The organism is Empedobacter sp. UBA7248 (assembly GCF_002472945.1).
In the GTDB taxonomy this organism is placed as follows: Bacteria; Bacteroidota; Bacteroidia; order Flavobacteriales; family Weeksellaceae; genus Empedobacter; species Empedobacter falsenii_C.
Genome location: NZ_DKSU01000009.1, coordinates 229,573 through 242,121, shown reverse-complemented (window position 1 = coordinate 242,121; position 12,549 = coordinate 229,573). Strand labels below are relative to the sequence as shown.

Below are 12,549 nucleotides of genomic sequence, written 5' to 3'. Positions count from 1 at the left end.
AAATTTAATTAGATAATCTAATGACTGGATTAACTAAAGCTTCTTGACAATTTTCAAGCTTTACTCTTAAATATTGTGGATTACCATAATTTACTCCTTGTCGTTTAGTTTGTACTTTAACAAGAATAATTCCTTCATTTTCGAATTCTGTATATAACCTATCTATATTATAATACATAACTGCTGCTCCTGAATGACTATATTTTAACTGAGAATTTAGAATATCTTCTACCTCTAAAATTTCTTTGATTGGATTTCCATCTTTATCTAATAAAGGTAAATTATTATCCGGGTCCTCATCTTCGTCAGGAAGCGTATAAATACCACCAAACTTAACTACTTTTGCAAAAGAAATCTCATATTCTGTACAAAAATCTGGACTCTTAATCGCTAAAAAGTCTGCTGCACAAATTTTTGTCACTTCTTTCGAATCTTCTTGCCCTTCGAATAACATCATTGGAGCAACACGAATATCATGAACATGTAAACCATCTCCTAAGTTTACAGAAACCGTATTAAATTGCTGAATTTCAAAAGAATCGAATGGGATTGTAATAGGTTTAGAAATTACAGCTCTACGTTTATTTTTAAAGTTAAACAAACCTATATCTAAAATTCTAAATTTCTCCATATTCTCTTCTCCTACTTTTGTATCACCTAAATAATAAACAATTTTAAAATTTCCTAATTGCAATAAACTCAAGTTTAAGACATTAATATTTGGATAAGCCAATGTTACTTGAATTTGATCTCCAGGTCGAGCAGCTTGTCTCAAATGTGTGCGTAAAAATTGTTGATTCAACACCCCTGCCGTTGCATTAAATAAGGTATAACTATCATAATTATCATCTACAGCATAATAAGGATGTACTACAGAAGATAAACCACTTGCAACATTCAACACTTCTGAACGGTTACCCCAAGTGACATCATGTGTAAATTCATTCAACTTAATATCTACATTTTTGATATCTGTTAAATCTGTTCCATCTATATCTTTTTGTACTATTGGATAAAGTAATGATGAAGGTGGGTTGACAGTAATATCCCCTAGCGGTTTATAATTTGGATCTGTTACAAGTTCCTCTTCTTCTATATATGCATGGAAGACAGTAGCCAAATCAGCTACAGAAAGTAAAGAACCTAATTGTACACGAACCCCATTATAAGCTACATGAGTACCGTTGCTTTTGGCAGGAATAAAAGAAAAATCGAATACATTATCTCCTTTCAATAAATCTAATACACCTCCTTTTACACCAAACGACGTTCCTGCATTTTCATTTGTAATACCTATTGGGATACCGCTTGTTAATCCAATATCATTTGGATCAGTAGCACTAGTATATCGCCCTACTACCGATAAACCTCCAGCGACTTTAAGTCCAGAATATTGTTCACCTAATTTTATGGATACTTTTTTTCCTTTTAACTCTTCAGCCGTATATAAAACACGTTTAGATTTTGGATCATTTGGATCAGATAATTTTGTAAAGTATAAATCTACACCTACAGTACCAATTCCTAAAATAACAACACCTCCAGTAATTGTTGCATAATCAGCACGGTTTCCATTTACTGCTTTTTCTTTATTAACAACACCACTTAATCCAGAACTCCAATCTCTAACATCTGTTGCAAAAATCTTTTTCTTAACAATATCACAATCTTTTAAATCGTAAACAATTAATTGTATTGATGTAAAAGTTTCGCAACCAACCATTGGAGCTTCCGCTGTAGTAGTCGCTTTTATCGTAAACGAATAGTCACCCTTCTTCAAATTAGATATTTTATTTCCTACTTCTTTTCCTTCTGAATCATAGATAGTAATAGTAGAAGGGAATTTTGTTGACACAGTAGGAAAAGTAAAACTTGTTCCTTGTTCTGCTGCAAAAGCATTGATATTATCAGGTAGAGTAATTGTATTCTCTTCAGATGGTGTAACTAAAACTGGTGAAGTATAAGCATATCTATTTAAACCAATTGTTTTTGCTTGTCTTCTTACTAAAGTCTCTTTTCTTAGACCATTAATAATAAGTTTATCTCCTTTTTGAATAATAACATTACCGATAGACTGATCTTTTTGATCTTCTTTTTCAGAAAGAGCGCCAAAATCTTGCCATGTAGCCCCATTATCTACACTAGCTTGCCAATTATAAGACATTAAATAAGCTATATAACTTGCTTTTTCTACATTGACAACTTCTATTGATCCATCGTAACATGTATTTCTTGTTGTAGTTATTGTTCCAGGATTAAAAGGTCCTTCATCACCCAAAAATGTTACTTGTATATCTTGGCAATTACCATTCATATTACATAAAGTATAGAAAATTGCAGATTCTGGTTTTTTAACACCTTGATTAATTACAATTTGACCCAAAGAATTTAATGTAATTCCAGATGGCCAAGTACCTTTCATCGAAATAGTCATATTTTGATCTTTTCCAGAAAATACAAATCCACTTCCTGGTTCACCTCCATTATAAGTATCATTAGATAAAACATCATAAACTTGCTCTTTAGAGGAATCCCAATAATAACGATCTTCATTTCCTAAGAAAGGAACACCTAAATCCTGTTTTACTGTAATTTTTGCAATTGAAGATACGCCTAACAAATTTGTAATTTGATATTCTAACGGATTAGTTAATGCTGGAGCATTTGCTGCAATTACTAATTGTCCATTTGTATCAATTGAATAACCTGTAGGCCAAATACCCAATGGAATTATAGATGAATTTTTACCTGTTCCATTCAAAACAATATTTCCTACAACTTTAGAATACGAATCATTACCAATGATTGAATATACTCCTCCCTTTAATGTGGTTGTGAAAGCATCATCATTCGCTTTGATAATATCATCGATAACTCCATTTTGTGGATTACAATCTATTATATCAGCCGAAGGATCAACAACTTCTTCTAAAACGATGTCATCTATATAGAAATCATTACCTGTCTCATTCGTCGTATAGTTATTCCTCAAAGAAACAGCGATATCTGTATTACAATTTTGATCAGTTGGTGTAGTAAAAGTCCAAAATAACTGTTCCCATTTATTAGCTTCACTTAATTTCAAAGTCTTTTGATTATTCCCAGTTAAATTACTACCTAGAAGCTGTTCTGTAAGAATATTTTGCGCCTCCATTTTAAGGTCAAATACACTACTACCATTACCCATTACCCATACAGATAATTTGTATGTAGTTCCAGACTTTAGTTTAACAGCTCTACGATAATACTGATTTCTTATCGTACCAGCATTAACAACCATTACAGCTCCATTTGTATTAGCTGTATGATCCGAAACACTTAACCACCAGCTCCCAGTTCCAGCTGTACCATTATCAAATACATCTTTCAAATTAGCTGGTGCGACTATAACATAATAACCATCACTAACATTTTTTAGCCATCCATTATAATTAGTTAACCCATAACCACTTGTAGGAGTTCCAACAGGATTATCCTTACAAGTTGGTCTTGTTGCATCGACGTAATATGATGTTGCAGCTCTATAATAAGGTGTACATGTATAAGGTGAAACTTGTAAATTTAAATCATTACCAGCTTGTGGTACATAAGGAGATGATTTACGAGTATTTGATTGTCCAAAATCTTCTTTAAATATTACTTGAGCATTAGTTTGTTGCAATGCAAACAATGCAAGTAAACCTATAAGATTCTTTTTTATATTTAATTTCATATTGTAATTTCTAAAGATTCAACGAATCATTAATCCCTGTTAACTACTTAACCTTTAGCACAATATTCATAAAAGAACCATTTCTAATAATAGCATTAGGCGTTACTTTGTATGTAAGAATTCCATTATCATCTACTTTTATATCTGTAAAAACAGTCTTATCTGCATATGTTACAAAATATTCATAATGATCTGCTTTTAAAACAATCTCTTGAAGGCCATTGCTTGTCGTACTAGTTGCAATCGGAGTTTTAAATTGTTGTTGATACAAATCGTGTAACTTTACTGTAAAAATAGACGTTGTATTATCATAAGTATATGACAAATTTGATGTATCTACTACTCTACTGTCTGTTACGACTGTAGGTAATACAATAGAAGGCATGTAAAAGAATCCTGAATTCCCATTTCCAGAAGATAATTTAACCCAAACAAGGCCATCAAAATAATAAAAACCTTCTGCATTTATATTAACAGCTGTACCTGTCTGAGAACCTGTACTAATATTATTAATAAAAACCATTGTAGACTTATCTACATTAAGCATCGATTGTGCTCTCTCTCTATCAACTCTTGGAATTAAAACACCTTCTACAGTTTCTAAAGTTCCTGTTGAATTAACTGCTGTAACATCTAATGTCGCTTTAGGATCATTAGTACCAATACCTACCTGAGCTAAAACAAATACTGTAGGTGCAGCAAATGCAATAGCAAGTAAAACTTTTTTCATAAATTTTTTATTGACTAAACCAGCTTAAAATTATAAAGTATAATAAATATTTAAATAGTCATTTATAAAAAAAAAGAAATGCATCGATACCCCAATCCTTTATTAACAAAATAAAAAACTAGTTTACAGACACTTAAAAACATAATCATTTTTTAATGACTTAAGTCAGTATGATTATTATCTCTTTATAGTATTGTTGTAATAAATTATATAATCTTCATTTTTTTTGGATTAAATAAAATTTCAGATGAATAAAATAGAAATATCATAAATTTTCATTCACAAAACCTTTTTTATTAACTATAAATTGGAAATAACAGATTATTTTTATATGATTAGTAAATAAGGTCTTAAGTTGAATACGTTTTCTATTTATAAAGTATCCCGTTTGTACTTTAGCTGAGTACAAATTATTCTCAGTTAGATTAGAAGTTTCTAATTGTTTTATAAGTAATGATTAAAATATAAAAACTAACTCAGCTAAGTAAACAGAACATTATATTTCAAAATTTTTAATAACAACTTTACCTTTTCATTTTTAAAATAGTATTTTGCATAGATGAATTTAGCATTTTACAATGCAAAAATTTCAGGATTGGTTTACACAACAATGGGTGATTCTTTGGGGAAGAAAAATTAATCCAACTAATTATCCGTGGTTGATTGCTCCTTTCGGTGAATTGAACGGAATTGGTGAAGAGTTTATGTATCAATTAGCGAAAAAAGAGAATTTAATTATCGCTCGAAATTCAACTTCAAAAGGATTATTAAGTTCTATTCAAGAATTAAATTTAATAGATTATCAACTCGAAAATCTATCAAAAAAAGTAATTGATTTTTATGAAACTACGGCAAATTACGATTTAGAATTCAATGTAAAATGGAATCCTTATTTTTCATTTTTTGGTTATTTGGTCAACCGTTTATTTAGTCAACGGATTAATCAATTAAATATTCCGACAAAAAATATTGCGCAATCCGAAGATTTGGTAAGTGAAATTATTACGCTAAATCATCCGCAAAACAATAAAACTATTTACACCATTTGGTTGAGAAAATTCAAAACTTCAGGTAAAGTGATTTATTCGGGAATTTACGGAACCTGTACACTTCCTTCTGGTAAAATCTGTATCAAAGCTGTTTTTCCTTTACCAAAAGGCAATGCAACGGTAATTATGAAACCAAGCGTTAGTCTTGAAAATGAATTGATTTTATATTCGAGTGGAAAACAATTTGGCGATGCTGGTTTCTACTTTTTATTGAATGATGCTAAACACAATTATTGGGCACAATTTATTTCTTCGTTTACCGATCAATTAATTGTAAAAGAAAAAGATAATCATTTACAAGCAATTCAAACCCTAAAACTTTGGGGGTTTAAGGTCTCTCAATTTACATATCGCATTCAGAAGAAACCCAAATAAAACCATTTCTTCACATAAATTTACAAATAGTTTTGATTAGCTTTATATAATGAATCATTCAGAAATATTTTACAAAGTTGATATCGTTGTGATTGGAGCTGGACAAGCTGGTTTGTCTGCGGCCTATCATCTCAAAAAAAGAGGAATAAAACCTGGAAAAGGTTTTGTGATTTTAGATGACGAACCACATGCTGGCGGTGCTTGGCAACATAGATGGGATTCGTTGACATTGAGCACGGTGAATGGAATTAATGATTTACCAGGCTTGACTTTTGCCGAAGCTGTACATATACAAGACAAGGAATTGCAAGCGAATAAAGCGGTTCCTACTTATTACGAAAAGTATGAAAAAGAATATGATTTTCCCATTATTAGACCATTGCGCGTTGATAAAGTAGAAGAAAATAATGGTCGATTTCTTATCAGAACAAATGGTGTTCAATTTAGTGCAAGAGGAATTGTAAATGCAACAGGAACATGGAAAACGCCTAATATTCCTCATTATCCTGGAATCGAAAAGTTTGAAGGAAGGCAATTGCATACCAATCAATATAAAAATGCCCAAGAATTTATTGGACAACATGTGATTATTGTGGGAGGTGGAATCTCTGCCGTTCAATTATTAGGCGAAATCTCAAATGTTACCGAAACAACTTGGGTAACAAGAAGACCGCCCGATTTTAGAGATAACAAATTCACCGAAGAATTAGGACGAGAAGCCGTAGCAATGGTAGATAAACGCGTGAGAGAAGGCTTGCCTACTCAATCGGTGGTGTCTGTTACGGGTTTACCTATCACGCCAGCAATCGAAAGTTTGTTACATACTGATGTTTTAGATCGAAAACCGATGTTTGATGAAATTACAGAAACGGGTGTAAAATGGAACGATGGAACGGTATTAAATGCTAATGTAATCTTCTGGAATACTGGTTTTCGACATAGTTTAGATCATCTCGAACCGCTTCATTTACAAAATGAGAAAGGCGGAATCGAAATGAGTGGAAAATTAGCTACGCAAGTTGCGAAAGACCCAAGAATACATTTAACGGGATATGGACCATCTGCCTCTACAATTGGTGCAAATAGAGCTGGTGCAGCAGTCGCAAGAGAAATAATTGCTTATTTAGGTTTATAACTTTAACATTTATTTAATCAACGTATTTAGTATTAAATAATTACATGTAAAAACCTAATACTAAATGGATAATTTAGTTGATTAGAGCGGATTATAATTAAATTTTTTCATTATAAATAATCAATAATTTTATGAGTTCTATGATTTTAATTAGTGGAATTCACAATCCTAACGATTATATTTGTAAAAATTTAAAATTAGTAATGACAGCAGTAATCATTATCTTTGTTATACATTGGTATGCTTCTTTATTTTTCCAAACTTTTTTTCATCACCGATATGCATCACATGCAATGTTTACGATGTCAAGAGCTTGGGAAAAAATCTTTCACGTTTTAGCGTGGATTTTTCAAGGTTCATCTTATCTAAGTCCCTACACATACGGGGTTATGCACAGACATCATCACGCGTATGCAGACACAGAAAAGGATCCACATTCGCCACAATATGATCCAAATTTCTTTGCGATGATGTGGAGAACACGTATTGTTTACAACGAAATTGACCACGATAAAACACAAGTTTTAGAAAAATTCAAAAAAGGTGTTCCTTCTTGGCGTTCTTGGGATAGATTTGCTGGAAATAATGCTGTACGTTTAGCTTGGGTAATCATTTACATATTAATTTATGTTGCTGTTGATGCACCACTTTGGACGTATTTTGTATTCATTCCAATGCAAGTTTTAATGAGTCCACTACATGGTGTAATCATCAACTGGTTTTCACACAAATTAGGTTACCGTAATTACGATGTTGGGGATACTTCGACAAACTTGATGCCGATTGACTGGTTAATGTGGGGAGAATGTTTGCATAACAATCATCATAAATTTGGTGGACGTCCTAATTTCGCGGTTAAGAAATGGGAATTCGATCCTATGTATCCATGCATTTGGGCAATGAATAAACTGAATATCATTCAGTTCAAAAAAGGTAAATTAGACACCGATTATATGTAAAATGAAAGCGATTCAATAAATTGAATCGCTTTTTTTATTTCTTCTGATAAACGATACTTTCTATATACTTTTTGAAAAGGAGTTTATGTTCGACGATTTCATAATACGACAGAAAACTTTGTTTCATTTTAGGTAACTGAGAAATATCCAAACCAATAACAATTCTAAAAAAGCTTAACATTACATTCGTCACACTTTTTTGCCAACCTTTCTGATTTTGTACAAAATCAACATAAAACCACAATCCTCCTACTTTCAAATACGAATTTAATTGGTTAAATAATTCTTCTGCTTTAGGTTGATTAAAATGATCGAACAAAAATGTTGTCATCACTACATCATATTTTTTATCCGTTTCGAAATCAAAAATATCAGCAACAATAAAATTGATATTTAAATTTGACGTTTTTTCTTTTTGGGCTAAATCAATCATTCTCGAAGAAAAATCAACATAATCTATTTCCAATTTTAGATTTAATTTTTCTATTTCAGCGATAAATTTTCCAGCTCCTCCTCCAACCCACAAGATTTTATCATTCTCTTTCAAATGTTTCAAAATGACAAAATGAGCTTGATGTTGACGATTCAAAAAAATCAACTGGCTTAACGAATGATAATATGGCGCGATAAAATTATAGTTCATTATTCGAATAAAATTACGCTTAAAATTCCACAAATTGCTTTCAATAAAATCATTCCATCGATCGCAATTAAATAATATAAAATGGCTTTTGGACGATTGAGTTTAAAGGCAAAAATAGCCAAACAAACAATCGGAATTAACATAAACAAAATGCGGTGAAGCGGTAATCCATACCATATTCCGAAGATTACAAAGCTCAAAAATCCTAAAAATATTAAGGGCAAAATAATGCGGTTTAACGTAAAATGATAACCATATTTTACAACAAAGGTTTTTAAATTTCGGTTGCTATCATCTTCATAATCTTTCAAATCAAACAAAATCGCATTCACAACACAATACATGAAGGTTTGAGAAAATAGAAAATAGAATTTTGCATCAATGATGTAATGCGTTTCATTCTTCAACATCAAAAATAAAACAGGTAAAAAAACGGTTGTAATCGCCCAAGTCCAACCAATTAAAAACGGTTTTAGTAACATTGTTTTACGTAACGAAATGCCTAATTTTAAATCATAATAACCAAAGGATAAAACTGTCGTAAAAAATAAAACAGCCAACCATTTCCAAGTTAATATTTCGTAATTCGGTAAACAATTTATCGCTAAAATAATTCCAGAAATTAATGCGATTACAGCTAAAATACAAGTGTAAAAATGAACAAATTTACGATGCGTAATGTAGAACTGAGTTCTTGGATTATTGGAAGATTTTAAATATTTCGGAATTCTGTAAGCATACAAATAAAACAATACAGTAATGGTGCTAATAAAAGCATAATACGCAATCGAATTAAATGGTAAACCAATTTTGATATTCGTCTCGATATTGAGCGCAATAGAAAGTAGAATTAAAAAAAAATTGGAAAAAAAAATGTTTACGATAAATCGACTAATCACTTTTTTCCCCATTTCCTCTAATCTTTAAACTTTGAAAAATTCTAGAATGACATTTTTGTACGTTTCGCCAATCGGAATTTCTTCTTCTTTCAAATATAAGACTTTATTTTGAATTGATTTCACTTTTTTTATCGAAACGATATAAGATCGATGAACACGCACAAAAAGTTGATCAGGCAGTTTTTCTAAAATAGATTTCATCGATATTCGAGCTGTAATTCGTTTGCCGTTTTCGAGGTGAATTTTAACATAATCGTCCAAACCTTCGATAAAATCAATTTCGTCGTAAGCGATTTTATTCAATTTGTAATCAGCTCGAATCGTCAAAAACTCTTTGTCTTCATTCAGTTTTTTATCCACCAAAATCAGCACCGCTTTATTCACCGCTTCCTCAAATCTATCGTAATCTATCGGCTTCAACAAATAATCTATCGCCGCAACATTGAAACCATCAACCGCATATTCCGCAAAAGCTGTGGTAAAGATAACGGGAATTTTCTTCTCCATATTTTTGTAAAATTCCATTCCATTTGTACGCGAAATTTGAATATCCAAAAACATCAAATCGATTGGGAATTGATTGATATATTTCTGCGCATCTTTCAAATTGGAGAAGGTTTTTACTAACTCAACATGTTCATTTCTCGAACAATAATTTTCGATTACCATCAATGCCAACGGTTCGTCATCTATCGCAATTACTTTAATCATTCAAGAAAATTTTTAGTTCAACAATAAATTTAGATAAATCATTATGAATAGCTAACTTATAATGATTTGTATAAAAATAATCTAATCTCTTTTTCGTGTTTTTCAAACCAATTTCACTTTTTTCTGTTTCAGGATTTACCTCTTTCGAAATGGTATTTTCAACGTTTAAAAATAATGTTTGTTGCTCAACTTTTATCGAAATAATAACAGGATCCGAGGCTTCATCAATCACACCATATTTGAATGCATTTTCGATAAAATTAATTAAAATTAATGGCGAAATTCTTAAATCCGCAGGATTTCCTTCAACCTCAAAAATAATAGATTCTTTATTCGTTAATCTTAATTTTTGCAACTCAATATAATTCTTGATATAATCTAAATCTTGTTGCAACGGCACAAAATCTTTGGAAGAATCCGATACCACAAATCGCATCATTTTAGATAATTTCATCACCGCATCCGAAGCAGAATCAGATTTTTGAAGCGTTAAAGCATAAATATTATTCAACGTATTGAACAAAAAATGAGGATTAATTTGTGCTCTTAAATAAGCAATTTCCGACAATTGTTTCTCATTTTTCATTTCCTGAAAACGTTTATTCTGACGAATAAAAAGCGAAACAATCGCCATCATCGAAAACATAATAATTTTCGGACTCCACATCATAAAATCGCGAGGCGGTTTTCGAGGTTCAAAACGATTAAAAGGTGGCTTTTTAGGAGGCATTTTATTGAAATGAAACGCCCATTCTGGAAATTTATACACCACAAAAAAGAAAATGATAAGAATAATGATGTAGAAAAAATAACGTTTCTGAAAATATAATTTTGGAATTAACACAAAATAATTCACCAAAAAGAACACTAACAACAAGATATTTTCGAAAAGCATTCGCTTGAAAAAACCAGTTTTGAAAATGGATTGATCGCTCGAAAAATTTGGCGCAGCAATAAAAGGAATCAACAGAAATATGATTGAAACTATGCTGAAAATAACGATTTCTCTCTTTGTAATTTTTACTTTATTCATCTTCTAATTCAATTGAAACAATAGAAAAATGCTGTCTATTTGGAATCATCAACGTTTTTATATTTTCATTTAACTCTTCATCCAAAGAAATTAAATAATGATTGTTCACTTCTCCAAAATAGAAATATTGTTTGGTATAAAATGTAAGCGCAACCTTGTGATTTGCATGATTTTGATTAGATGAATTTATAATATCCAACTCGAAATCTACAAAATTAAGGTGGGTTTTGTTCAAATTATCTGTGATTTGATACAAATTTCCTTCCAATTGTTCGATATACGGAATAGCCGCCATTCCTACCAAATAATGCAGTTGCGCTGCTTTTTTATTTTGGCGCAACAATTCTCGAAAAGTTTCTACTTTATTCGTTTCTTGCTGAAAAAGCTGCTCTTGCAAATAATACTCTTTGTACGTCGCATCAAAAACATATTTCTCCCAAATTGACGTTGTCGAAGCATCAATCACTAAACGATAAGCAAACTGAACTTTTTTAATTGTTTTCATCTTTTGGTTTTCTATCAAAAGGAGGCATTCCATCTGGAGGTGGTGGCATTCCTGGCCCTCCGCCCATCGGCTCTTTTGCTTCCTCTATATTCTCTGTAGAAATTACAATATTTGCTTCAATTGTATAGCCTTTTTCTAAACTTCCGTTCACTTTTGCCAATTGATTTCCCTCTGTATCATCCGAAAAAACATTGTCATTCTCATTGTACGTATAACCATTCAAACCTTTTGTATAACCATATTCTTTGGCTGAATTTACAATTTCTACAACAGAATTTTCACCTTCTGGAAAAGCAATTTGAGTCACTTTTAATGATTTTCCTTTTTGATCGTAAATATGAACATGGATATGCGTTGCGCGGCTTTCGTACCAACCAGGAAAAATAGAATTGAATTCAACATTTCCATTTTCATCGGTTACTTGTCTACCTCTCAAAAATTTATACGATTTATAGTCGGTTGGTTGCATACGCATTCCGCCATATTGCGAATAATTTCCATCTTTATCACAATGCCAAATATCAACAATCGAGCCTATTAATGGTTGGCAGCTATAATCAACATTGGTTACATTAATTTTGATTGTCGCCTCTACTCCTGTTCGATCGCCTTTTATATTTTTAGATAAAAAATCTTCTGGCTTTTTTGTAGGAAATGGACCTTCTGTTTCAGAGGCCCATACTTCACAATCATTTACAACATTAGAGTCTTTGCAACTCATCAACACTTTTGGAACAATTAAACTTGCTCCTAATAATCCTAAACTATTTTTTATAAAATCTTTTCTTTCCATTTTCT

Annotated in this window: 11 protein-coding genes; 3 read left to right on the top strand and 8 right to left on the bottom strand. The window is 31.4% G+C overall.

What is annotated here, in order from left to right:
• Window positions 1–4: 4 nt before the first annotated feature.
• Together B4A23_RS10985 and B4A23_RS10980 are read right to left on the bottom strand one after the other, a co-directional pair.
• Entirely contained in the window at window positions 5–3,712 is a 3,708-nt protein-coding gene (locus B4A23_RS10985) for a carbohydrate binding domain-containing protein (RefSeq protein ID WP_291119903.1), read from the bottom strand.
• Window positions 3,713–3,755: 43 nt separating this feature from the next.
• Window positions 3,756–4,442 (bottom strand): hypothetical protein, encoded by a 687-nt coding sequence (locus tag B4A23_RS10980; RefSeq protein WP_291119900.1) that lies wholly within the window; start codon window positions 4,440–4,442, stop codon window positions 3,756–3,758.
• A gap of 578 nt (window positions 4,443–5,020) precedes the next feature.
• Here B4A23_RS10980 and B4A23_RS10975 point away from each other — a divergent pair.
• The 3 genes from B4A23_RS10975 (at window position 5,021) to B4A23_RS10965 (ending at window position 7,960) form a co-directional block, all read left to right on the top strand.
• A complete protein-coding gene (locus B4A23_RS10975) occupies window positions 5,021–5,866 on the top strand; it encodes a hypothetical protein (protein WP_291119898.1) in 846 nt (281 codons plus the stop codon).
• Window positions 5,867–5,915: 49 nt separating this feature from the next.
• Complete coding sequence (locus B4A23_RS10970; protein WP_291119895.1) at window positions 5,916–7,001, top strand: NAD(P)-binding domain-containing protein; 1,086 nt, start codon at window positions 5,916–5,918, stop codon at window positions 6,999–7,001.
• 203 nt (window positions 7,002–7,204) lie between these two features.
• Window positions 7,205–7,960, top strand: a complete 756-nt coding sequence (locus B4A23_RS10965) for an acyl-CoA desaturase (RefSeq protein ID WP_038331764.1) — start codon at window positions 7,205–7,207, stop codon at window positions 7,958–7,960.
• Window positions 7,961–7,994: 34 nt separating this feature from the next.
• Here the strand turns inward: B4A23_RS10965 and B4A23_RS10960 are convergent, their stop codons facing one another.
• The 6 genes from B4A23_RS10960 to B4A23_RS10935 are packed head-to-tail and all read right to left on the bottom strand — an operon-like array spanning window position 7,995 to window position 12,544.
• A complete protein-coding gene (locus B4A23_RS10960) occupies window positions 7,995–8,603 on the bottom strand; it encodes a class I SAM-dependent methyltransferase (protein WP_291119892.1) in 609 nt (202 codons plus the stop codon).
• Window positions 8,603–9,514, bottom strand: a complete 912-nt coding sequence (locus B4A23_RS10955; RefSeq protein WP_291119889.1) for a hypothetical protein — start codon at window positions 9,512–9,514, stop codon at window positions 8,603–8,605. Before B4A23_RS10955 ends, B4A23_RS10960 begins: the two co-directional genes overlap by 1 nt.
• Window positions 9,515–9,526: 12 nt before the next feature.
• Window positions 9,527–10,213, bottom strand: a complete 687-nt coding sequence (locus B4A23_RS10950) for a LytR/AlgR family response regulator transcription factor (protein WP_286501117.1) — start codon at window positions 10,211–10,213, stop codon at window positions 9,527–9,529.
• Window positions 10,206–11,246, bottom strand: a complete 1,041-nt coding sequence (locus tag B4A23_RS10945) for a sensor histidine kinase (protein WP_291119884.1) — start codon at window positions 11,244–11,246, stop codon at window positions 10,206–10,208. Before B4A23_RS10945 ends, B4A23_RS10950 begins: the two co-directional genes overlap by 8 nt.
• On the bottom strand, window positions 11,239–11,751 hold the full coding sequence (locus tag B4A23_RS10940; RefSeq protein WP_291119882.1) for a hypothetical protein: 513 nt from the start codon (window positions 11,749–11,751) through the stop codon (window positions 11,239–11,241). Before B4A23_RS10940 ends, B4A23_RS10945 begins: the two co-directional genes overlap by 8 nt.
• Entirely contained in the window at window positions 11,738–12,544 is an 807-nt protein-coding gene (locus B4A23_RS10935) for an intradiol ring-cleavage dioxygenase (RefSeq protein WP_291119879.1), read from the bottom strand. The genes B4A23_RS10940 and B4A23_RS10935 overlap by 14 nt, the downstream gene beginning before the upstream one ends.
• Window positions 12,545–12,549 lie beyond the last annotated feature (5 nt).

Coding starts and splice junctions, on each gene's coding strand:
- B4A23_RS10960 (WP_291119892.1), bottom strand. CDS start 8,603: ATGAACTATAATTTTATCGCGCCATATTATCATTCGTTAAGCCAGTTG.
- B4A23_RS10945 (WP_291119884.1), bottom strand. CDS start 11,246: ATGAATAAAGTAAAAATTACAAAGAGAGAAATCGTTATTTTCAGCATA.
- B4A23_RS10965 (WP_038331764.1), top strand. CDS start 7,205: ATGACAGCAGTAATCATTATCTTTGTTATACATTGGTATGCTTCTTTA.
- B4A23_RS10950 (WP_286501117.1), bottom strand. CDS start 10,213: ATGATTAAAGTAATTGCGATAGATGACGAACCGTTGGCATTGATGGTA.
- B4A23_RS10975 (WP_291119898.1), top strand. CDS start 5,021: ATGCAAAAATTTCAGGATTGGTTTACACAACAATGGGTGATTCTTTGG.
- B4A23_RS10980 (WP_291119900.1), bottom strand. CDS start 4,442: ATGAAAAAAGTTTTACTTGCTATTGCATTTGCTGCACCTACAGTATTT.
- B4A23_RS10985 (WP_291119903.1), bottom strand. CDS start 3,712: ATGAAATTAAATATAAAAAAGAATCTTATAGGTTTACTTGCATTGTTT.
- B4A23_RS10955 (WP_291119889.1), bottom strand. CDS start 9,514: ATGGGGAAAAAAGTGATTAGTCGATTTATCGTAAACATTTTTTTTTCC.
- B4A23_RS10970 (WP_291119895.1), top strand. CDS start 5,916: ATGAATCATTCAGAAATATTTTACAAAGTTGATATCGTTGTGATTGGA.
- B4A23_RS10940 (WP_291119882.1), bottom strand. CDS start 11,751: ATGAAAACAATTAAAAAAGTTCAGTTTGCTTATCGTTTAGTGATTGAT.
- B4A23_RS10935 (WP_291119879.1), bottom strand. CDS start 12,544: ATGGAAAGAAAAGATTTTATAAAAAATAGTTTAGGATTATTAGGAGCA.